Origin of the sequence: Actinomycetospora flava, from assembly GCF_037400335.1 — a bacterium.
GTDB classification, from domain to species: Bacteria; Actinomycetota; Actinomycetes; order Mycobacteriales; family Pseudonocardiaceae; genus Actinomycetospora; species Actinomycetospora flava.
The window spans coordinates 456,341-477,772 of record NZ_JBBEGM010000002.1; the positions used below are offsets into that span (position 1 = coordinate 456,341).

Annotated in this window: 19 protein-coding genes; 16 read left to right on the forward strand and 3 right to left on the reverse strand. The window is 75.2% G+C overall.

Going from position 1 to position 21,432, the window contains the following annotated elements:
- Nucleotides 1-12: 12 nt before the first annotated feature.
- Nucleotides 13-582: a DUF1707 SHOCT-like domain-containing protein gene (locus WCD58_RS08855; protein ID WP_337701722.1), complete on the reverse strand. Its 570-nt coding sequence runs from the start codon at nt 580-582 to the stop codon at nt 13-15.
- Nucleotides 583-640: 58 nt separating this feature from the next.
- On the opposite strand from WCD58_RS08855, the gene WCD58_RS08860 reads away from it, so the two are divergent.
- From WCD58_RS08860 to mftE, 3 genes are all read left to right on the forward strand, one after another.
- Nucleotides 641-2,539 (forward strand): oxidoreductase, encoded by a 1,899-nt coding sequence (locus tag WCD58_RS08860; protein ID WP_337701723.1) that lies wholly within the window; start codon nt 641-643, stop codon nt 2,537-2,539.
- Nucleotides 2,536-4,419, forward strand: coding sequence for an oxidoreductase (locus tag WCD58_RS08865; protein WP_337701725.1), 1,884 nt, complete (start codon nt 2,536-2,538; stop codon nt 4,417-4,419). The genes WCD58_RS08860 and WCD58_RS08865 overlap by 4 nt, the downstream gene beginning before the upstream one ends.
- Nucleotides 4,420-4,489: 70 nt before the next feature.
- Nucleotides 4,490-5,167 (forward strand): mycofactocin biosynthesis peptidyl-dipeptidase MftE, encoded by a 678-nt coding sequence (gene mftE, locus WCD58_RS08870; RefSeq protein WP_337701727.1) that lies wholly within the window; start codon nt 4,490-4,492, stop codon nt 5,165-5,167.
- On the opposite strand, the gene WCD58_RS08875 is transcribed toward mftE, so the two are convergent.
- Entirely contained in the window at nt 5,160-6,020 is an 861-nt protein-coding gene (locus WCD58_RS08875) for an ATP-grasp domain-containing protein (protein ID WP_337701729.1), read from the reverse strand. The two genes, mftE and WCD58_RS08875, sit on opposite strands and share 8 nt — an antisense overlap.
- 92 nt (nt 6,021-6,112) lie before the next feature.
- Here WCD58_RS08875 and WCD58_RS08880 point away from each other — a divergent pair, with 92 nt between their 5' ends.
- From WCD58_RS08880 to WCD58_RS08935, 12 genes are all read left to right on the forward strand, one after another.
- Complete coding sequence (locus WCD58_RS08880) at nt 6,113-6,547, forward strand: PaaI family thioesterase (protein WP_337701731.1); 435 nt, start codon at nt 6,113-6,115, stop codon at nt 6,545-6,547.
- 10 nt (nt 6,548-6,557) lie between these two features.
- Complete coding sequence (locus WCD58_RS08885; RefSeq protein ID WP_337701733.1) at nt 6,558-7,190, forward strand: phosphoribosyltransferase family protein; 633 nt, start codon at nt 6,558-6,560, stop codon at nt 7,188-7,190.
- Nucleotides 7,191-7,286: 96 nt separating this feature from the next.
- Nucleotides 7,287-8,942, forward strand: a complete 1,656-nt coding sequence (locus WCD58_RS08890; protein ID WP_337701735.1) for a glycosyltransferase — start codon at nt 7,287-7,289, stop codon at nt 8,940-8,942.
- Nucleotides 8,939-9,574 (forward strand): MOSC domain-containing protein, encoded by a 636-nt coding sequence (locus tag WCD58_RS08895; protein ID WP_337701737.1) that lies wholly within the window; start codon nt 8,939-8,941, stop codon nt 9,572-9,574. Before WCD58_RS08890 ends, WCD58_RS08895 begins: the two co-directional genes overlap by 4 nt.
- Nucleotides 9,575-9,679: 105 nt before the next feature.
- Entirely contained in the window at nt 9,680-12,355 is a 2,676-nt protein-coding gene (gene ppdK / locus WCD58_RS08900) for a pyruvate, phosphate dikinase (RefSeq protein ID WP_337701739.1), read from the forward strand.
- A 408-nt stretch (nt 12,356-12,763) separates the two neighbouring features.
- A complete protein-coding gene (locus tag WCD58_RS08905) occupies nt 12,764-13,285 on the forward strand; it encodes a (2Fe-2S)-binding protein (RefSeq protein ID WP_337701741.1) in 522 nt (173 codons plus the stop codon).
- Complete coding sequence (locus WCD58_RS08910) at nt 13,285-15,762, forward strand: xanthine dehydrogenase family protein molybdopterin-binding subunit (protein ID WP_337701744.1); 2,478 nt, start codon at nt 13,285-13,287, stop codon at nt 15,760-15,762. Before WCD58_RS08905 ends, WCD58_RS08910 begins: the two co-directional genes overlap by 1 nt.
- Nucleotides 15,759-16,610 (forward strand): FAD binding domain-containing protein, encoded by an 852-nt coding sequence (locus WCD58_RS08915; protein WP_337701745.1) that lies wholly within the window; start codon nt 15,759-15,761, stop codon nt 16,608-16,610. The genes WCD58_RS08910 and WCD58_RS08915 overlap by 4 nt, the downstream gene beginning before the upstream one ends.
- 107 nt (nt 16,611-16,717) lie before the next feature.
- The gene (locus tag WCD58_RS08920) at nt 16,718-17,599 is read left to right on the forward strand and encodes an SRPBCC family protein (protein ID WP_337701747.1); all 882 of its coding nucleotides are present in this window, start codon (nt 16,718-16,720) and stop codon (nt 17,597-17,599) included.
- Between the two features lie 91 nt (nt 17,600-17,690).
- Complete coding sequence (thiE, locus tag WCD58_RS08925) at nt 17,691-18,335, forward strand: thiamine phosphate synthase (RefSeq protein WP_337701748.1); 645 nt, start codon at nt 17,691-17,693, stop codon at nt 18,333-18,335.
- A gap of 5 nt (nt 18,336-18,340) precedes the next feature.
- The gene (locus WCD58_RS08930; RefSeq protein ID WP_337701750.1) at nt 18,341-19,357 is read left to right on the forward strand and encodes a P1 family peptidase; all 1,017 of its coding nucleotides are present in this window, start codon (nt 18,341-18,343) and stop codon (nt 19,355-19,357) included.
- 72 nt (nt 19,358-19,429) lie between these two features.
- A complete protein-coding gene (locus tag WCD58_RS08935; protein WP_337701752.1) occupies nt 19,430-20,095 on the forward strand; it encodes a helix-turn-helix domain-containing protein in 666 nt (221 codons plus the stop codon).
- Here the strand turns inward: WCD58_RS08935 and WCD58_RS08940 are convergent.
- The gene (locus WCD58_RS08940; protein ID WP_337701754.1) at nt 20,081-20,479 is read right to left on the reverse strand and encodes a VOC family protein; all 399 of its coding nucleotides are present in this window, start codon (nt 20,477-20,479) and stop codon (nt 20,081-20,083) included. The two genes, WCD58_RS08935 and WCD58_RS08940, sit on opposite strands and share 15 nt — an antisense overlap.
- A 61-nt stretch (nt 20,480-20,540) precedes the next feature.
- On the opposite strand from WCD58_RS08940, the gene WCD58_RS08945 reads away from it, so the two are divergent.
- Nucleotides 20,541-21,428 (forward strand): DNA-3-methyladenine glycosylase family protein, encoded by an 888-nt coding sequence (locus tag WCD58_RS08945; RefSeq protein WP_337701756.1) that lies wholly within the window; start codon nt 20,541-20,543, stop codon nt 21,426-21,428.
- The last annotated feature ends 4 nt before the right edge of the window (nt 21,429-21,432 follow it).

The following is a 21,432-nucleotide window of genomic DNA, read 5'->3' on the forward strand; positions in this document are numbered from 1 at the left end:
CGACCGGGGGATCTATTCGTAGAAGTACGGCCCGCGCGTCTTGAACGTGCCCATCCCGATCGACCCGGTGACGAGGATGGTCGGACGGCCGGGAGCGGCCTGCGCGTGGTGGCGGTTCTTCACCGTGCCCCACGCCGAGCGCAGCTCGTCGGTGTCGACCGACCAGCCCTCGGGCAGCACGAGCACGACGCTGCCCATGCCGCCCTTGATCTCGAGGTCGATGCGCGCCGGCGACGTCGTGACCTCGCGGAAGTCGAGCTTCACGTCCGACATCGAGGCCTCGGCGACGATCCGCGACGGCACCCGCCAGGCGCCCGTGCGCTTCTCGGTCGACCAGCCGGCGGTGATCCGCAGCGGCTTCTCGTCGTCGGCGGGCCTGATCGCGGCGTGCTGTTGCCAGGGGAGCGTGGCGGGGAGGTCGGCGACGAGGGGCTCGAGCTCGGCGTAGGTGCGCGCGGCGTAGACCTGCGCGAGGCGCTCGTCGACCTCGGAGAGCTCGAGGCGGCCCTCGCCCAGCGCGGTCCGGAGGATCTCGGCGACGGCTTCGCGGTCGGCGTCGCCCGCCTTCAGGTCCCCTGACATACCGGACAATCTAGACGTCGCCGGCCGTGTCGTCCGGTGCGCGACTACCGTGCCGCGGGTGCTGGGCGAGGAGATCGTGCTCGGCCGGCGCACCGCGCCGAGCCGGGTGCTGTTCGGCCCGCACGTCACGCACCTCGCCTCGCCGCATCGCCCCCGAGCGCTCGGCGCGGACCACGTCGCCCACTACCGGGCCCGCGCGGCGGGAGGCGCCGGGGTCGTCGTCACCGAGGTCGCCTCGGTCGTCGCCGAGGACCATCCGTACGAGGACGCGCCGCTGGCGGCCCTCTGCTCCGACGGCTGGTCCGCGGTCGCCGGGGCCTGCCGGCCGTTCGGGACGCTCGTGCTCGCCGGGCTCGGGCACGCGGGCGGCCAGGGCTCGTCGGCGTACACGCGGGGGCCGCTGTGGGCGCCGTCGGCGGTGCCGGACCCGGCGAGCGGGGAGGTGCCGGCGGTGCTCTCACCGGCCGGGATCGCGTCCGTGGTGGACGGGTTCGCGTCGGCGGCGGCGCTCGCGGTGGCGGCGGGCTGTGACGGCGTGGAGATCCAGGCGGGCCAGCACGCGCTGCTGCGCCAGTTCCTGTCCGGGCTGACCAACCACCGCGACGACGCCCACGGCACCGACCGCGCGTTGTTGCTGGTGGAGGTGCTGGCGGCGGTGCGGGCGGCGGTGGGCTCCGAGGCCGTGGTCGGCCTGCGTCTGACCGTGGACGAGATGGCGCCGTGGGCAGGCATCACGCCTGTGCTCGCTCGCGCGGCGCTGGCCCGTGTCGCGGACTCGGTCGATCTCGTCGTGCCCGTGCGGGGCTCGGCGCTCTCGGTCGGCGCGACGCGGCCGGACGCGCACACGCCCCCGGGCTTCCTGCGCGCCGCGTGCCGCGAGGTCCGCGTGCCGGGCGTGGCGACGGTGCTGGCCGGCAGCGTGGTGGACGTGGACGTCGCCTCCTCGGCGCTCGCCGAGGGCGACGCCGACCTCGTCGAGATGACCCGCGCGCAGCTCGCCGACGCCGACCTCGTGGCCCAGGTCCGCGCCGGGTTCGCGCCGCGGCCGTGCGTGCTGACCAACCAGGAGTGCCAGGTGCGCGACGTCCGCAACCCGCGGATCTCGTGCACGGTCGCGGCGCCCGAGGTGCCCGAGCGGGTGGTGGGCCGGTCCGCGGAGCCCGTGCTCGTGGTCGGCGCGGGGCCGGCGGGGCTGGAGGCGGCGCGGACCCTGGCGCGCGCGGGCTGCCCGGTGCGGATGGTGGAGCGTCGCTCTTCCGTCGGCGGTCTCCTGCCCCTGGTGGCGGGCCTGCCCGGGCGGGAACGGTTCGCGAGGCTGGTCGGCTGGTACGCCGCGGAGCTGGCGGCGCTGGACGTGCCGATCGCCCTCGGCGTGGATCACGAGGTGTTCCAGCCTGGCGGCCACGCTGACGTTGGACATCAGGAAATCACCCACGATCTCGGGGTAGCGCCGGAGCGGGTCGTGCTCGCGTGCGGCGGTGTCGACCGGCCCGGTCGCGGGACGCCCCTGGCCCGGGCCCTGCGCGAGGGGCTCCCGCCGGGGCCCGTGGTGATCGAGGACCCGGTGGGCGACGGGGCGGCGGTGGCGTTCGCGGAGCTCCTCGCCCGTGACGGGCGCGAGGTCGCGATCGTGGCGCCCGGGCTGCTGATCGGGCCGGGGCTGGCGCGCACCGGCGACCTCGTCGACGCCCAGGCGCGCCTCGCGCGTGCGGGCGTGCGGCGGGTGACGGAGTCGGCGGTGGCGTCCTTCGCCGAGGGCGTGGTGACCGTCGAGGACGTCGTGACCGGCGCCCTGTCGACGCTGCCCGCCGCGGCCCTCGTCGACGCGGGGCCGCGGCGGGCGCCGTCGGTGCCGGCGCGGCCCGGGCTGGTCGTCGTCGGCGACGCCGTGGCGCCGCGGACCGTGGCCGAGGCGATCCGCGAGGGCCGCGCGGCGGCGCGGGAGCTGCTGGCGTGAGCGGGCTCGGCGACCCCGTCCGTCTCGGACCCCGCGTCGCGCGGAACCGGATCGTCTTCCCCGCGCACCTCACCAACGCGGCGGTCGCGCGGCGCCCCACCCCGCAGCACGCGGCGTACTACGGCGCGCGGGCCGCCGGCGGCGCGGGGCTGATCATCACCGAGGAGCAGTCGGTGGACCCCGCCGACCGGCCCTACGAGAAGCTCGTCGACGGCACCGATCCCGCGGTCGTGCCGGGCTACCGGGCGATCGCCGACGCGGTGCACGAGCACGGCGCGCTGGTGCTCGCGCAGCTCGGGCACAACGGCGGGCAGTCGTCGTCGATCTACTCCCGCGCGCCGGTGGACGGCGCGGACGACGAGCCCGACCCGATGTTCCGGGAGGTGCCGCGGGCGTTGTCCCCGGCCGGGCTCGAGCGGCTGGTGGACGGCTTCGGGCTGGTCGCGGCGCACATCGCGGCGGGCGGGCTGGACGGCGTCGAGATCCAGTGCTCGCAGGCGTCGCTGATCCGGCAGCTGTTCTCGTCGCGGTCGGAGCGGGCGCTGCCGTTCCTCGTGGCGGTCCTGGAGTCCGTGCGGGCGGCGCTCGGTCCGGACCGCGTGCTCGGCGTGCGGGTGCAGGGGGACGAGGGCATCCCGGGCGGGCTGGGGACGGCCGACGCCGTGGCGATCGCGCGGGCCGTCGAGCCGCACGTCGACTACGTCAACACCGCCGTCGGCGTGGCCACCCGGACCCTCCCGCTGATCGAGCCGCCGATGGGTGTCCCGGCGGGCTACGCCGCGCACGTGCCGTCGGCGGTGCGGGCGGCGGTGTCGGTGCCGGTGGTCGGCGTCGGGCGCTTCACGACGCCGGCCCAGGCCCGGGAGGCCGTCGCGTCGGGGTCGTGCGACCTCGTCGGGGTCGTGCGCGGGCAGGTCGCCGACCCCGGCTTCGCGGGCAGGACCCTGCGCGGTGAGCGCGTGCGCCGATGCATCGGGTGCAACCAGGAGTGCATCGCGCGCGTGGGGCTCAACCAGCGTCTGGGGTGCGCGGTGAACCCGGCGGCCGGTCGTGAAGCGAACGTGGCGTTCGCTGCTTCCACGCGCGCGAACTCCCCGGTCGCGCGCGTGCTGGTGGTGGGCGGCGGGCCCGCGGGGCTGGCGGCGGCGGTCGCGGCGGCGCGGGCCGGGCACGCGGTGACACTCGCGGAGCGCCGCGACGTCCTCGGCGGGCAGCTGGCGCTCGCCTCCCGGGCCCCGGAGCGCCGGGAGCTCGCGAACCTCGTCGCGGACCTGGCGCACGAGGCGCGCGACCTCGGGGTCACCGTGCGCCTGCGCACGGAGATCACGGCGGTCGAGAGCGCCGACGCCGTGGTGCTGGCGACCGGCGCCACCCCGGCGCTCCCGTCCTGGGCGGGCGGGCTCGAGCGGGTCGTCGACGTCACCGACGTCCTCGCCGGGCGGGTGGCGCCGAGCGGGCGCGTGCTGGTGGTCGACGCGGGGCGCGGGCACGCGGCGACGTCGACCGCGGAGCTGCTCGCGCGCCGGGGTGCCGACGTCGCGACCCTGACCCCGGCGCTCGTCGCGGCCGGTGACCTCGCCCCGACCCTCGACCGCGAGCGCTGGCGCCGCCGGGCCGCCGACGTCGGCATCGTCGAGCACACCGACCGTGTGGTGCTGGCGGCGCGCGAGGGGCTGGTGGTCGACGTGCTCGAGCACCTGACGGGGACCGTGACGCCGTGGCGCGCCGACTGGGTGGTGCACGCCGGGCCGCCGACGCCCGTCACGCCGGATCTCAATACGGAGGTCCCCGTCGTCCGCGTCGGCGACTGCGTGGCCCCCCGCGGCATCGACGCCGCCGTCCGCGAGGGCACGGCCGCCGGTACCTCTCTACGTGCGTGAGACGGGTCAGGTGTCCGTGCGTGGTTTCCGCCCGTATAGGGGCGAAAAGCACTCACATAGGGTCGGGTGCGTGCATCTGGCGGACGCGCGGTGGGCGGAGTGCGAGGACGTGCCGGTGCTGCTCGTGCCGGTCGGGGCCACCGAGCAGCACGGACCCCACCTCCCGCTGGGCACCGACACCACCGTCGCCGCCACCGTCGCCGCGCGCAGCGGCCTGCCGACCGCGCCCGCCCTGCCCTACGGCGCGTCCGGGGAGCACGAGGGCTTCCCCGGCACCGTCTCGATCGGCACCGAGACCCTCGCCGCGGTGATCGTCGAGCTCGGCCGCTCGGCGTGCCGGTTCGCCCGCCGGCTCGTGATCGTCAACGGGCACGGCGGCAACGTCGGCGCCCTGCGCGTCGCCGTGCCGATGCTGCGCGCCGAGGGCCGCGACGTCGCCTGGTTCCCCTGCGGCGTCCCGGGTGCCGACGCCCACGCCGGCCGCCACGAGACTTCCGTGATGCTCGCGCTCACCCCGGACGCCGTCCGCGAGGACCTCGCCGAGCCCGGCAACACCGCCCCGCTGCGCGAGCTCATGCCCGCCATCGCGGCCGGCTCGGTGCGCGACGTGAGCCCCAACGGCGTGCTCGGCGACCCCGCCGGCGCGAGCGGGGTCGAGGGCGCCGAGACGGTGTCGGTCATGGTCGCCGGGCTCGTCACCGCCGTCGAGCGCTGGACCGTCGACGAGGCGACCGGCCGCCTCACCTGAGCCGGCGCACCACCGCGTCGGCCAGCCGGTCCGCGGCGCCCGGCGCGTGGTCGAGGAACAGCGACGGCTCGGCGAGCTCCACCTCGAGCACCTGCGGGCCCTCCGGTCCGGGGAGCAGGTCGACGCGCGCGTAGAGCAACGGAGTCCCGAGGTGCTCGAGGACCCGCGCCGCGACCGCCGACTCCACGGGCGACGGCTCCCTCGCGCTGATGTCCTCCTCCGCGAACAGGCCCTCCACGAGCCCGCCACCGGGCGCCAGGATCGCGGCCTTGCGCACGGCGTGCGACGGCACGCCGTCGATCGCGACCACCGCCGTCTCACCCACCTCGTCGACCGCCGCCAGGTACGGCTGCACGAGCACCGACCGCCCGGCGTCGAGCAGCGCGGCCACGTGGTCGGCCGACCGCGTCCCCTCGTCCGGGCCGCAGCGCAGGGTGTCCCTCGACCCGGCCGACACGCACGGCTTCACGACGTGCTCGACGTCCCGGTACGGGTGCGCGGCGGGATCGTGACCCGGCTCCAGCACCGCCGACGGCACCACGGGCAGGCCCGCGGCGGCCAGCTCGAGCAGGTAGTGCTTGTCGGTGGTCCAGGCGAGCACCGGGGCCGGGTTGTGCAGGGCGGTCACCCGCGAGACGGCGTCCGCCCAGGCGAGGAAGGCGGCGTGGCGGGCAGGGTAGTCCCAGGTCGAGCGGACCACGACGAGGTCGTACGACGCCCACGCGACGTGCTCGTCGTCCCACACGGCGGGCTCGGCGTCGACCCCGAGCGCCCGCAGCCGCTCCTGCAGGAGTCGGCCCTCGTCGTCGAGGAGCCCGGGGACCTCACGGCTGGTGGCGAGGGCGACGCGCATGCCCTGATCGTCCCCGACGGGTCCGACAGGTTCGGCCCGACGACGACGGCCGTCCTCGCGTCGTTCACGGGCCCGGCGGACACTCGGGCGGCATGACCGGACTGCTCGCCGGCGACGATCTCCTGGCCCGCGCCGAGGCCGCGCTCGCGGTGGCGCTCCCCGACGCGCTGGGCGTCGAGTTCGTCGACCCGTACGCCCCGCTCGACGGTGTGGTGCTCCCCGTCGCCGGGATCGCCGTGACCCCCGCCGCGACCGCCCACTCCGCCGCGCTCGGCGCCGCGATCGAGCTCGCCGGGTACCTCGCGGTGCTCCCGACGCTGACGCCGGCGCAGCACGCGGTCACCCACCAGATCTCGACGCAGTACCTGCGCCCGGCGCCCGCGGGCCGGCGGGTCCGCGTGGTCGGCAGGCTGGCCAAGCGCGCCCGCGAGCTGGCGTTCGTCAGCGTCACCGCGAGCATCGAGGACGGTCCCGACCGGCCGGTCGCGCTGAGCCAGATCACCAAGTCGATCGTGGGCGCGACCTAGGCTCACGCCGATGGCCCGCCCGTTCGCCGACCGCGCCGCCGCCGGCCGCGCCCTGGGCGAGCGGCTGGCGGGCGCGGGCCTCGAGCGCCCGCTGCTCGTCGGGCTGGCGCGGGGCGGGGTGCCGGTCGCCGTCGCCGCCGCGGCGGTCCTGCCCGGGGCCGAGGTCGACGTGGGCGTCGCCCGCAAGATCACCGCGCCGGGACGTCCCGAGGCGGGGCTCGGCGCGGTCGCGGTCGACGGTGAGCCGGTGTGGTTCGACCGCGCGCTGCGCTCCGCCGGCCTCAGCGCGGATGCGCTCGCCGAGGTCGTCGCCGCCGAGCGCGCCGAGGCCGCCCGCCGGGAGGAGGCCTACGGCGCGGGGTGGCGCGACCGGGTGCCGGGGCGCGACGTGGTGCTCGTCGACGACGGGATCGCGACCGGCATGACGGTGCTCGCCGCCCTCGCGGCGATCGCCGCCGCCGGGCCCACGCGCCTCCTGCTCGGGGTGCCCGTGGCGTCGCCGCCCGCGCTGGAGCGCCTCGGCGGGTGGCGCGACGCGCTGGTCGCGGTCCTCGTGCCGGACGACTTCCGGGCCGTCAGCGACCTCTACGACGACTTCGGCCAGCTCACCGACGACGACGTGGGACGTGTCCTCGGTCGCTGACCGGCGCGGCGGCGCTGCCTAGACTCGCCCGCCATCGCCACCGCATCCGTCGCCGCCCCCGCCCGACCGTCGCGCCTGCCCGAGGGCTGGACCGTCGTGCTCGACCGTCGCGTGCTGCGCGTCGACGGCGGGCGCACGCTGGTCGGCGGGTCGCCGCCGCGCGTGCTGCACCTGTCGCCGGCCGCCCACCGCCGGCTCGCGGGCCCGTCGGGCACCCCCGCCGACGCGCGGCTGACCGTCACCGACGCGACCTCCGCGGCGCTGGCGCGCCTGCTCACCGACGCCGGCGTCGCACACCCGGAGCCGGCGCACCCCGACGCCCCGGACGCGGCGCACGTGTCGGTCGTCGTGCCCGTGCGCGACCGCCCGCGGGAGCTGGCGCGCCTGCTCGGGGCGCTGTCCGGGTCCGGAGTGGGCGAGATCGTGGTCGTCGACGACGGCTCCGCCGACCCCGCCGCCACCGAGCGCGCCGCCGCGGCCGGGGGAGCGCGCGTGGTGCGCCACGACGTGTCCCGGGGTCCCGCCGCCGCGCGCAACACGGGCGCCGCGGCCTCGAGCGGCGCGCTCGTCGCGTTCCTCGACTCCGACGTCGCCCCCGAACCCGGCTGGCTCGACCCGCTCCTGGGCCACCTCGCCGACCCCGCCGTCGCCCTCGCCGCTCCCCGCATCGTCGCGTGGTCCGGGGCCGTGACCAGCGATGCGGCATCGCTGGCAGATTCAATACAGCACGCCGATAGGGCCAGGCTCGCCACGTCGTCGCCGCGCGACACGCCGCGTGACGGGTCCAGCGGTTCGGCGAGGTCCGGGCCTGTCAGCGTGGCGGCCACGCTCACGTCCAACGTCAGAAAAGCCACCAGCTCGGTGGTGGCTCGCTACGAGGAGCGACGTTCCAGCCTGGACCTCGGCGCGCGGCCCGCCCCCGTGACCGCCCGCTCGCGGGTCGCCTACGTGCCGAGCGCCGCGCTCGTCGTCCGCCGCGAGGCGCTGGGTACCGGGTTCGCCGAGGACATGCCGGTCGCCGAGGACGTCGACCTCGTCTGGCGCGTCGCCGCCGAGGGCTGGCGGCTGCGCTACGAGCCCGCCTCCCGCGTCGCGCACGAGCACCGCGACGCCGTCGGCCCGTGGCTCGCGCGCAAGGCCTTCTACGGCACCGGCGCCGCGCCGCTGGCCCTGCGCCACCCGCGCCGCGTGCCGCCGGTCGCGCTCGCCCCGTGGACCGCCGCCGCCGCGACGCTGCTGGGGTTCCAGCACCGCTGGAGCACGGCCGCGGCGGGCGCGGTCACGGCCGTCGCCACCGCCCGCCTCGCGAAGGGGCTGTACGACGCGCGCGCCGGCAGGAATCGAGCGGGTGGAAAAACTGACGTTGAACGTCAGCGTGGCCGCCACGCTGGAACACCACGCGAGCTCCTCGGAGCCGCGCGGCTGGCGGCGGTGCTCGCCCCGTGGGGGCTCGGCGGCGCGCTGTGGCAGGCCGCCGGGGCGCTCACGCGGCACTGGTGGCCCCCCGCCGTCGTCGGCGCGCTCGTCTCGGCGAGGATTCGAAGAGCGCTCCTGGCAGCCGCCCTCGCCGAAGGCTTCGCCGACTGGGTCCGCTTCCGCGAACGCGGGACGGGGCCGGGAGACGCCCTCGGCCACCTCGTCGCTCACCGGCTCGACGACCTCGCCTACGGCGCCGGGCTCTGGTGGGGCGCGTGGCGCCACCGCACGCTCGCCCCGCTGCTCCCTGACCTGAGTGGAAAGGCACCGCAGTGATCGTCCGCACCGTCGCCGTCGGCCGCCCGCAGGAGGTCGCCGGCCCGCGGGACGGCGTGACCACCAGCACCGCCATCTGGAAGCGCGCCGTCGACGGGCCGGTCGAGGTCGGCCCGGAGAACCTGGCGGGCGACGAGCAGGCCGACCGGAAGAACCACGGCGGGCCCGAGAAGGCGGTGTACGCCTACGGCGAGGAGGACCTCGCGTGGTGGCGCGAGCAGCTCCCCGGGCTCGACGACCTCGTCTTCGGCCAGAACCTCACCACCGCCGGCTACGACCTGCGCGACGCGCGGATCGGCGAGCGCTGGCGCATCGGCACCGCCGAGCTCGAGGTCGTCCAGCCCCGCATCCCCTGCTTCAAGCTCGGTCTGCGCGCCGGCGACCCCACCATGCCCCGGAGGTTCATCGCGGCCACCCGGCCGGGCGTCTACCTCCGCGTGACACGGACCGGGACGATCACCGCCGGCGACCCGCTCGCCGTGAGCCACAGGCCCGACGACGGCCCCACCGTCGCCGACGTCTTCGCCATCTACCACCACCACCGCGACCGGGCGGCGCGTCTGCTCGACGCCCCCGGCCTGCCCTCCTGGTACCACGACTGGGCGCGGAAGCGGCTGGTGTCAAGAGACTGACGTCGCCCACTGGACCGGTCAGGCGAGGCCGCTCGGACGTGTCTGAGGGCGCCCCCGCGTGCCAAGGTTTCTCGGTCGGACTACCGGGGGACGAGGACGCAGCACATGACCAAGTTCGTGTACGACTTCGCCGAGGGTGACCGCGACCAGAAGGACCTGCTCGGTGGCAAGGGCGCCAACCTGGCCGAGATGACCAATCTCGGGCTGCCGGTCCCTCCCGGGTTCACGATCACCACCGAGGCCTGCCGGGTCTACCTCGCCGAGGGCAGCGAACCCCCGGGGCTGGCCGACGAGGTCACCGAGCACCTCGTCGCGCTCGAGAAGGCGATGGGCAAGCAGCTCGGCCAGGCCGACGACCCGTTGCTCGTGTCCGTGCGCTCCGGGGCGAAGTTCTCGATGCCCGGGATGATGGAGACCGTCCTCAACGTCGGGCTCAACGACCACTCGGTGCACGGGCTCGCGTCCCAGGCCGGCGACGACCGCTTCGCGTGGGACTCCTACCGGCGCCTCATCCAGATGTTCGGCGCCACGGTGCTCGGCATCGAGGCCGAGCACTTCGGTGACGCCCTCGAGGACGCCAAGAAGGCCAAGGGCACCACGAACGACCTCGACCTCGACGCCGGCGACTTCACCGCGCTCGTCGAGACGTTCAAGGGCGTCGTCCGCGAGCACGCCGGGCGCGACTTCCCGCAGGACCCGCGCGAGCAGATGGACCTCGCGATCCGCGCGGTCTTCGACTCCTGGAACTCCCCGCGCGCCCACATCTACCGCCGCCAGGAGCGCATCCCCGCCGACCTCGGCACCGCGGTCAGCGTGTGCTCGATGGTCTTCGGCAACCTCGGCATGGACTCCGGCACCGGCGTCGCGTTCACCCGGGACCCGGCGTCGGGCGAGCAGGGCATCTACGGCGACTACCTGCAGAACGCCCAGGGCGAGGACGTCGTCGCCGGCATCCGCAACACCCTGCACCTCACCGAGCTCGAGCGGATCGATAAGGCCGCCTACGACGAGCTGCTGGGGATCATGACGACCCTCGAGCGGCACTACCGCGACCTGTGCGACATCGAGTTCACCATCGAGCGCGGCAAGCTCTGGATGCTGCAGACCCGCGTCGGCAAGCGCACCGCCGCCGCCGCGTTCACCGTCGCCGTCCAACTGGTCGACGAGGGCCTCATCGACATGGACGAGGCCCTGCAGCGCGTCACCGGCCACCAGCTCGCCCAGCTGATGTTCCCCCGGTTCGACCGCGACGCCGAGAAGGAGCGGCTGACGACGGGGATGAACGCCTCGCCGGGTGCCGCCAGCGGGATCGCGGTGTTCGACTCGCCCACCGCGGTCCGCCGCGCGAAGGCCGGCGAGAAGGTCTTGCTGGTCCGCCGCGAGACCAACCCCGACGACCTCGACGGCATGATCGCCGCCGAGGGCGTGCTGACCAGCCGCGGCGGGCGCACCTCGCACGCCGCGGTCGTCGCGCGCGGGATGGGCAAGACCGCGGTCTGCGGCGCCGAGGAGCTCGAGGTCGACGTCCGCGCGAAGAAGATGACGACGCCCGACGGCCGCGAGATCGTCGAGGGCGACACGATCTCCATCGACGGCACCAACGGCGAGGTCTACCTCGGCGAGGTACCGGTGGTCTCCAGCCCGGTGATGGCCTGGTTCGAGGGCACGTCGCGCGAGCGCGACGAGCTCGTCGACGCCGTCGACCGGATCATGCAGCACGCCGACGGCGTGCGGCGCCTGCGTGTCCGGGCCAACGCCGACACCGGCGAGGACTCCGCGCTCGCCCGGACGTTCGGCGCCGAGGGCATCGGCCTGTGCCGCACCGAGCACATGTTCCTCGGCGAGCGCCGCGAGCTCGTCGAGAATCTCGTGCTCGCCGAGACCCGCGACGAGCGCGAGAAGCAGCTCCAGGCGCTCCTGCCGCTGCAGATCGAGGACTTCACCGCGATCTACCGGGCGATGGCGGGGCTGCCGGTGACGATCCGGCTGCTCGACCCGCCGCTGCACGAGTTCCTCCCCGACTACACCGACCTCTCCGTCGAGGTGGCCCTCGACCGCGAGCGCGGCCAGCTCACCGAGGAGAAGGAGGAGCTGCTCGCCAACGTCCGGCGCCTGCACGAGCAGAACCCGATGCTCGGCCTGCGCGGCGTGCGCCTGGGCATCGCGGTGCCCGGGCTGTTCGCGATGCAGATCCGCGCGATCACGCGCGCGGCGGCGACCCTGGCCGCCGAGGGCGTGACGGTGCTGCCCGAGATCATGGTGCCGCTGGTCGGCACCGTGCAGGAGCTGCAGGCGGTCGCCGCGGAGATCGCCGAGGTGGTGGCGGAGCCGGAGTCCGCGGTGGACGGCAAGCCGGTCGAGCACCAGGTCGGCACCATGATCGAGCTGCCGCGCGCGGCGCTCGTCGCGGCCCAGATCGCCGAGACCGCGCAGTTCTTCTCGTTCGGCACCAACGACCTCACCCAGACGACGTGGGGCTTCTCCCGCGACGACGTGGAGAGCTCGTTCTTCTCCGAGTACCTGGAGACCGGGATCTTCGGGGTGTCGCCGTTCGAGTCGCTCGACACCGAGGGCGTCGGGGAGCTCGTCGAGATCGCGTCGTGGCGGGGGCGCGAGGTCCGCCACGACCTCAAGCTCGGCATCTGCGGCGAGCACGGCGGCGATCCCGACTCGGTGCACTTCTTCCACCGCGCGGGGCTCGACTACGTGTCTTGCTCGCCGTTCCGGGTGCCCGTCGCGCGCCTCGAGGCGGGCCGCGCGGCCACCTCGCCGGAGGGCTGACGAGGCGATCTCGGGCCGTCGCGCCACGTGTGCTCCGCGTGACGGCCGCCCCCCTCCGAACGGAGGGGGGCAGGACTGTCTGGACCGGTCTCTTTCGGGCGTCGGATCACGGCGCGGAGCGGCCGGGACGCCGCAGAATCGGAGCTTGGCGGCCGATCGTTCCGCGCCTGCGGAATCTGCCGCCGAACGGGCTCCGACCTCGGTGTTTGATCACACCGACCGACCCCGCAGTGGATGTTGCGCTGCCCTCGCGAGGGGGGTGTGATGTGTCCGCCACCACGCCGGAGGTGGTCGGCAACCTGCGCTCGTCGCCGCTGGTGCCGGGCGCGGTTCTCACTACCACCACGTCCTCGGCGCACGACGGTCGGTCTCCGGTACCTCGTCGGGCGACCGAGTGAGGAGAGGTCCATGGCACGCATCCGGACCACCGTCGACGGCCTCGTCTACGAGGACGACGTCGAGCCCCGCATGCTGCTCGTCCAGTACCTGCGGGAACGACTCGGCAAGACGGGCACGGTGATCGGCTGCGACACGAGCAACTGCGGCGCGTGCACCGTCCACCTGGACGGCCTGAGCGTGAAGTCCTGCTCGGTGCTGGCGGTGCAGGCGAACGGTGCCGAGGTCCTCACCATCGAGGGTCTCGAGCGGGACGGCCAGCTGCACCCGATGCAGCAGGCCTTCCACGACAACCACGCGCTGCAGTGCGGCTACTGCACGCCCGGCATGATCATGCAGTCGATCGACCTGCTCGGGGACAACCCGGACCCGTCGGAGCAGGAGATCCGCGAGGGCATCGAGGGCAACCTCTGCCGTTGCACCGGCTACCAGAACATCGTGCGCGCCGTCCAGGACGCGTCGTCGAAGATGAAGCCGGGCGCCTCCGCCACCCAGCAGTCGTCCGCCCAGCCCGTGGCCGGGGGTGGCGCCTGATGACGACGACGGAGCAGCCGGCCCCGGAGATCGGGCGGGACCGGCGGCGCAAGGAAGACCGTCGGCTCATCACCGGGCGCACCCGCTGGACCGACAACCAGGCCCTCACCGGCCTGCTGCACATCTCGGTCGTCCGCAGCCCGTTCGCGCACGCGAACATCAAGGGCATCGACACGTCGGCGGCCAAGCAGGTCCCCGGCGTCGTCGCGGTGTACTCGGCCGCCGACATCGGTGCCGACCAGGTGCAGCTGCCCTGCGCCTGGCCGATCACCAAGGACATGAAGTCCCCGCAGCGCCCGGCGCTCGCCGGCAGCCGCGTCAACTTCGCCGGCGAGGGCGTCGCCGTGGTCGTCGCCCGCAGCGCGGCCATCGCCAAGGACGCCGCCGAGCTCGTCGAGGTCGACTACGAGGAGCTCGAGCCGGTCCTCGACATGGAGGAGGCGCTGAAGGACGGCGCCACCCTCGTGCACCCCGAGATCGGCACGAACGCCAACGCGCAGTGGGTGTTCGACTCCGGCGAGGCGGGCTCCGGCGGCAGCGTTGCCGAGGCCCTGAAGAAGGCCGAGTCGGACGACGACCAGATCATCGTGCGGCGCCGCTTCCGTCAGCAGCGCCTCGTGCCGGTGTTCATGGAGCCGCGCTCCACGGTGGTCGACCCCAACAGCGAGCAGCTGACGATGTGGTCGTCCACCCAGGTGCCGCACATCCTCAAGACGATGCTCGCGCTGACGCTCGGCCTGCCCGAGCACAAGATCCGCGTCATCGCCCCGGACGTCGGCGGCGGGTTCGGCGGCAAGATCGCCGTCGCGCCCGAGGAGGTCCTCACGCTGCTGGTGGCCCGCAAGCTGGGCAAGCCGGTCAAGTGGACCGAAACCCGCTCCGAGTCGCTGCTCACGGCCCACCACGGCCGTGACCAGGTGCAGGAGCTGGCCATGTCCGTCACCAAGGACGGGCAGATCACCGGCCTGGACGTGAAGCTGATCGCCGACATGGGCGCCTACCTCGGCCTCGTCGGGCCGGGCGTGCCGATCCTCGGCGCGTTCATGTTCAACGCGATCTACAAGATCCCGGCGTACCGCTTCGACTGCACCAACGTCTTCACCACCAAGACGCTCACCGACGCCTACCGCGGCGCCGGCCGTCCGGAGGCCACCTTCGGCATCGAGCGCCTGATGGACGAGGCGGCCCTCGAGCTCGGTATGGAGCCGCTCGAGTTCCGCGAGAAGAACTGGATCAAGCACGAGGAGTTCCCGTACACCACGGTCAGCACGCTGACCTACGACACGGGCAACTACGAGGCCGCCACCGAGCAGGCCAAGCAGATGTTCGACTACGACGGGCTGCGCCGTGAGCAGGCCGAGCGCCGCCGTCGTGGCGACGTCAAGCAGCTCGGCATCGGCATCTCGACGTTCACCGAGATGTGCGGCCTGGCCCCGTCCCGCGTGCTCGGCTCGCTGGACTACGGCGCCGGCGGCTGGGAGACCGCGTCCATCCGGATGCAGCCCACCGGCAAGGCCGAGGTCGTCGTCGGCGTCAGCCCGCACGGGCAGGGCCACGAGACGGCGTTCTCGCAGATCGTCGCCGACCAGCTCGGCGTGCCGTTCGACGACGTCGAGATCCTCCACGGCGACACCCAGTCGTCCTACAAGGGCCTCGACACCTACGGCTCGCGCTCGCTCGCGGTCGGCGGCATCGCCGTCGTCAAGGCGGCCGAGAAGGTCATCGAGAAGGCCAAGCCGATCGCCGCGCACATGCTCGAGGCCTCCGAGGGCGACCTCGAGTTCTCGGGCGGGAAGTTCACGGTCAAGGGCACCGACAAGGGTGTGGGCATCCAGGACATCGCGCTCGCGGTGTTCGCCGCCCACGACTACCCCGAGGGCATCGAGCCCGACATCGACGCCCACGCGACGTTCGACCCGGAGAACTTCTCGTTCCCGCACGGCACGCACCTGTGCGCCGTCGAAGTCGACACCGAGACCGGCTTCGTCGAGATGTACAAGTACGTCTGCGTCGACGACGTCGGCAACGTCATCAACCCGCTGATCGTGGAGGGCCAGGTCCACGGCGGCCTGGCGCAGGGCATCGCCCAGGCCCTCTACGAGGAGGCCGCGTACGACGACCAGGGCACGCTGCTCTCGGGCACGCTGGTCGACTACACGCTGCCCTCCGCGGCGGACCTGATCCACTTCGACACCGCGAACACCACGACCGCGTCGACCACCAACCCGCTCGGGGTCAAGGGTGTCGGCGAGGCCGGGACGATCGCCTCCACCCCGGCGGTCGTGAACTCGGTGCTCGACGCGATCCGGCACCTCGGTGTCAAGGACATCGACATGCCCACCACCCCGTACCGCGTCTGGACCGCGATCCAGAGCGCGTCGGGTCACGCCGGGCGCGGCGACGAGGCGAACGTGGCCTCGCCGGGCGCGGGCCTCGGCTCCACCGCTCGCGACATGCCCGAGGGAGGCAACCTGTGATCCCGGCCCAGTTCGACTACGTCCGGCCGACCACCGTCGAGGAGGCGGTGCAGGCCCTGCGTGACGGCGGTGACGACGCCAAGCTCCTGGCCGGTGGCCAGAGCCTGCTGCCGGTGCTCCGGCTCCGGATGGCCGACCCGTCGCTGATCATCGATCTCGGCGGGATCGCGGAGCTCAAGGGTGTCCGCGAGGACGGCGACAGCGTCGTGGTCGGGGCGATGACCTCGCACTACGACGTCGCCCGTGACGACACCCTGCGCCAGCACGTCGCCCTCATCCAGGAGGCGACGAAGACGGTGGCGGACCCGCAGGTGCGCCACCGCGGCACGCTCGGCGGGGCTCTGGCCCACGCCGACCCGGCCGGCGACCTCGCCGCGCCGGCGCTGGCCCTGGACGCGCAGTTCGTCATCGCCGGCCCGAACGGGACCCGCACGGTCGCGGCGGCGGACTTCTTCGAGGACTACTTCACCACCGCCATCGGCGAGGGTGAGCTCCTCACGGAGATCCGCTTCCCGAAGTACACCGGGTGGGGCGCGCGGTACGAGAAGTTCAACCGCGTCGCGCAGGCCTGGTCGATCGTCGCGGTCGCCGCCACCGTCAAGGTCGACGGCGGCTCGATCACCGACGCGCGCATCGGTCTCACCAACATGGCGGGCACGCCGGTGCGTGCCCGTGGTGTGGAGGCAGCGCTGGTCGGGCAGTCGGCAACCGAGGAGAATGTCCGTCAGGCCGCCCAGGCCGCCGCCGAGGGCACCAGCCCGACCGCGGACGCGGACGCCGGTTCGGACTACCGCGAGCACCTCGCCCGGGTGCTCACGGGCCGGGCCGTCCTCGCGGCCGTGGGCTGACCACGTCGACCACTCGCTGACGACCCGATCGTCACGACGCCCCGGCCCGCCCCCGCCTCGCGGGGGCGGGCCGCCGTCGTGATCCGCACCCTCCTGAGGAGGAGCACGTGAAGCTGGAGAACGAGTTCACCGTCCCGGTGGACATCGACACCGTGTTCGACGCCCTGAACGACCCCGAGAAGGTCACTCCGTGCTTCCCGGGCGCCACCCTCGACTCGCACGACGGTGACGACTTCACCGGCACCGTGAAGGTGAAGCTCGGCCCGATCTCGATGACCTACAAGGGCAAGGGCACCTTCGTCGAGCGCGACAAGACCAACCACAAGGTCGTCGTCGACGCCCAGGGCCGCGACTCCCGCGGCAACGGCACCGCCTCGGCCAAGGCGACGCTGACGATGGCCGACGCCGGCGGCGGCAAGACCAAGGTCACCGTCCTCACCGAGATGCAGGTGACCGGCAAGCCGGCGCAGTTCGGCCGCGGCGTCATGTCGGACGTCGGCGACAAGATCCTGGGTCAGTTCGCGTCCTGCCTCGCCGACGAGTTCGGCAGCTCGTCGAGCGGGCCGGCCGCCGCCACCGTCGCCGACACCGCCTCGAGCGGCGGCAACGGCACCGGCCCGGCCGCGGAGACCGTGGCCGCCGGCGGCTCGGACTCCGGGGCCGCCCCGGTCACCGCGCCGCCGTCCCCCACCCCGGTCGCGTCCGGCTCCGGCGCCCCGGCGGCCGCCTCGATGCCCTCGACGGTCGCCGAGGCCGCGAAGGCCGACTCGGGCGCCAAGCCCGGCGCGTCGGTCGGCGGCGTGGCGAGCGCCGCGGGTCAGGCCGCGGCGCAGCCGAGCCAGCCGCGTCGCCAGCAGGTCGAGGCGATCGACCTGCTCGACAGCTCGCGCGAGGCCGTGCTCAAGCGCCTCGCGCCCGTGGGCATCGGCGCCGGCGTGCTCGCCGCGATCATCGCGATCATCCTGATCGCGCGCGGGCGCTCCTCGTAGCCGTCCCGCCGTCCTGAGCGAAGGGCCCCTTCGGTCGATCTGTCCGACCGAAGGGGCCCTTCGCTCGTTCCGGAACGGGCAGCCTGGACCGGTGACTCCTCTCGACCCGCGCCTGTACCTCGTCGTCGACCCGGTGCACGGGCCCGCCGACCCGCTCGGCGTCGTGCGTGCCGCCGTCGAGGGCGGGGTGACCGCCGTGCAGGTCCGCGCGCCGCGGGCGACGGGGCTCGCGCTGTACGAGGCGACGCTCGGGGTGCTGATGACGCTGCGCGGCCGCGGGGTCGCCGTCGTCGTCGACGACCGCCTCGACGTCGCCCTGGCCGCCGACGCCGACGGCGTGCACCTCGGGCGCCACGACCTCCCGCCCGTCGCCGCCGCCCGGGTCGCGGGCCCGGACCTCGCGATCGGCTGGTCGGTGACCGGTCCCGACGACCTGGAGGGCGTCGACCCGGCGGTGGTCGGCCTGCTGGGGATCGGTCCGGTGTTCTCGACCGCGACCAAGCCCGACGCCGCGCCCGCCACCGGTCTCGGCGGCCTGCGCCGGCTCGCCGGCGAGGCGGCCGCGCTCGGTGTCCCGTCCGTCGCGATCGGCGGGATCGACGCCGGCAACGCCGCCGACGTGCTCGCCGCCGGCGTCGACGGGCTCGCCGTGAGCTCGGCGATCGCGGCGGCGCCCGACCCAGGCGCGGCGGCCCGCGCGCTGCGCGCGGTGATCGACAGGCGCGTGACAGGCTGACCGCCGTGCGCCCCGGACCCACCAACAGCCTCGTCGACGTCCCCGGCCTGCAGGTCGGGCACGCGGAGATCGCGGGGGAGGGGGCGCTGTCGGGCACGACGGTCGTGCTCCCGGGTCCCGAGGGCGCGGTCGCGGGTGTCGACGTGCGCGGCGGCGGGCCCGGGACCCGCGAGACCGACGCCCTCGACCCGCGCACGCTCGTGGAGCGCGTGCACGCCGTGGTGCTCACCGGCGGCAGCGCCTACGGGCTGGCCGCCGCCTCCGGGGTCGCCGACGCCCTCGGTGCCCAGGGGCGGGGCTTCCCGGTCGGGGGGCCCGGCGAGGTGGTGCCCGTGGTGCCCGCCGCCGTGGTGTTCGACCTCGGGCGGGGCGGGCGCTTCACCGCCCGGCCCGGGGCGGAGACCGGCGCCGCGGCGCTCGCGGCCTGCACCGACACGCCGCCCGCCGAGGGCGTCGTCGGCGCGGGCACCGGGACGCTGGTCGGCGGGCTCAAGGGCGGGATCGGGTCGGCGTCGTCGGTGCTCGCCGACGGCACGGTGGTCGCCGCGCTCGTCGTCGCCAACGCCGCGGGCTCCGCGGTCGACCCGGCGACCGGCGAGCTGTGGGGTGCCCGCCACCGCCGCGACGGCGACGCGGAGCCCCCGGCCCTGCCCGCCGACCGGGAGACCCTGCTCGCGGCGCTGCGCGCGGCCGCCGCCCCGCCGGCCCTGAACACGACGATCGGCGTGGTGGCGACCGACGCCGGGCTCACGGTGGCGCAGTGCGCCAAGCTCGCCGCCGTCGGGCAGAGCGGCCTCGCGCGGGCCGTGCACCCCGCTCACGGCATGACCGACGGCGACACGTTCTTCGGGCTCGCGACCACCGCCCGGCCCGCCCCGGACCTCGCGGGCGTGCAGGACATCCTCACCGCGGGCGCGGACTGCGTGACCCGCGCGCTCGTCCACGCCGTCCTCGCCGCCCGGAGCGTCGAGACCCCCGCCGGGCACTGGCGCAGCTACCGCGACCTCGTCGGCGGTGTGTGAGCGAGGGTCACCTTCGCTGCGTGCCACGCACTCGAGGTGACCCTCGCTCCCACCGCGGGGCACCATGGGGGCGTGGACGGGTACCGCGAGCGCCGGGTGGCGCCCGGTGTCGTGCTCTGGAGCAGCGGCGGGGCGCCCGCGACGATCCTGCCCGACGGCTGCCTGGACCTGATCTGGAACGGTCGCGGGCTGGTCGTCGCCGGGCCGGACGGGGGCGCGCGGTTCAACGACGGCGGCGGGCGGCGCCACGTGGGCCTGCGGTTCTCCCACGGTCGCGGCCCCGCGCTGCTCGGGCTGCGCGCCGACGAGCTGCGCGACACCACCGTCACCCTCGACGCGCTGTGGGGCGACGCCGACGCGCGCGAGCTCGGCGAGCGGGTGGCCGACGACCCGGCCGGCGCCCTGCTCGGCGTCGCGACCGCCACCCCGCCGGGCGCCGACGAGCGCTTCGGCGCGCGGGTGTTCGGCGCGCTCGTTCGGGGCCGTGACGTCGCCGGGCTCGCCGACGACCTCGGCACCACCCCCCGCACGCTGCACCGGCGCTGCCTGCCCGTGTTCGGCTACGGGCCCCAGCACCTCGGGCGCATCCTGCGCCTGCAGCGCGCACTGGCCCGCGCCCGCGAGGGCACGCCGTGGGCCGACGTCGCGGCCGTCGAGGGCTTCGCCGACCAGCCGCACCTGGCGCGCGAGGTGCGGGCGCTGGCGGGGACGACGCCGACCGGCCTACTGAGCGGGTAGGGGCGCGAACAGGTCCACCGACCCGCCGTCGGGGTCCTGCACGGTCGCGTAGCGCTGGCCCCAGAAGGCGTCCCAGGGCTTGAGCTCGCCGTGGTACCCGGCGTCGACCAGGGCGGCGTAGGTCGCGTCGACCTCCGCGGGCGAGTCGCAGGCGAACGCGAGGGCGCTACGGGGGCCGCCGGTCGGCGGGGTCCAGGACGGGTCGAACGAGCGGATGGTGTCCTCGGTGTCGAAGGCCAGGCGCAGCCCGCCGCCGAGGTCGACCTCGACGTGCGGCTGCGTGTCGGCCTCGGGCGGGGCGTCGATGCCCAGGCGGCGGTAGAACGCGAGCGTGGCGGCCATGTCGGCGACGACCAGCTCGACGACGGAGAGTCGGGGTGCCATGGCGCTCACCGTAGGGACCGCCCCTGCACGGGGGCTTGGAGCGATCGGACATGCTCGGCGCGTGCACCGCGCGCTGCCCTTCACCCCGCCGCTGTGCCCCGACAACCTCTTCGGCCACCTCGTCGCCACCGCCGTGCCCGGTGTCGAGGAGTGGCACGACGGCGCCTACCGCCGCACCCTCGCCCTGCCCGGCGGGCCGGGGGTGGTGGCGCTGACCCCGGGCGCCGACGAGGTCGCCGCGACGCTGACGCTCACCGACCCCGCTGACGCCGACGAGGCCGTGCGGCTGTCCCGCCGCATCCTCGACCTCGACGCCGACCCCGCGGCCGTCGACGCGACCCTGCGCGCCGACCCCGTGCTGACCGCGCTCGTCGACGACGCCCCGGGCCGGCGGGTGCCCGGCTCGCCGGATCCCGACGAGTTCGCCGTGCGCGCCGTCCTCGGCCAGCAGGTGTCGACCGCCGCCGCGCGCACCCACGCCGGGCGCCTCGTGCGCGGCCACGGCACGCCGCTGCCCGAGGGCTTCGCCGGGCCCGGCAGCACGCTGACCCACCTCTTCCCCGGCGCGCCGGCCCTCACCGCCGTCGACCCCGACGAGCTCGGCATGCCCCGCACCCGCAAGCGGACGCTGCTCACGCTGGTGCGGGCGCTGGCCGACGGGGAGGTGGTGCTCGACCCCGCGGACGTGCCCGGCGCCCGGGCCGCGCTCGGCGGGCTGCCGGGGATCGGGCCGTGGACGGTCGACACGGTCGCGATGCGCGCGCTCGGTGACCCCGACGCGTTCCTGCCCTCCGACCTCGGCATCCGGGTGGCCGCCGAGCGCCTCGGCCTGCCGGCCCGCGACCGCGACCTCGTCGCCCGCGCCGAGCCCTGGCGGCCCTACCGCGCCTACGCCACGCAGTACCTCTGGGCGGCGCTGGACCACGCCGTGAACGTCATGCCAGGCTGATCGA

What these genes read in the sequence shown, in the direction of transcription:
- WCD58_RS08875 (WP_337701729.1), bottom strand. Translation starts at nt 6,020, where the DNA reads ATGCGCGTCGCCCTCGCCACCAGCCGTGAGGTCCCCGGGCTCCTCGAC.
- WCD58_RS08885 (WP_337701733.1), top strand. Translation starts at nt 6,558, where the DNA reads ATGGCCCGCCCGTTCGCCGACCGCGCCGCCGCCGGCCGCGCCCTGGGC.
- WCD58_RS08880 (WP_337701731.1), top strand. Translation starts at nt 6,113, where the DNA reads ATGACCGGACTGCTCGCCGGCGACGATCTCCTGGCCCGCGCCGAGGCC.
- WCD58_RS08910 (WP_337701744.1), top strand. Translation starts at nt 13,285, where the DNA reads ATGACGACGACGGAGCAGCCGGCCCCGGAGATCGGGCGGGACCGGCGG.
- WCD58_RS08940 (WP_337701754.1), bottom strand. Translation starts at nt 20,479, where the DNA reads ATGGCACCCCGACTCTCCGTCGTCGAGCTGGTCGTCGCCGACATGGCC.
- WCD58_RS08855 (WP_337701722.1), bottom strand. Translation starts at nt 582, where the DNA reads ATGTCAGGGGACCTGAAGGCGGGCGACGCCGACCGCGAAGCCGTCGCC.
- WCD58_RS08905 (WP_337701741.1), top strand. Translation starts at nt 12,764, where the DNA reads ATGGCACGCATCCGGACCACCGTCGACGGCCTCGTCTACGAGGACGAC.
- ppdK (WP_337701739.1), top strand. Translation starts at nt 9,680, where the DNA reads ATGACCAAGTTCGTGTACGACTTCGCCGAGGGTGACCGCGACCAGAAG.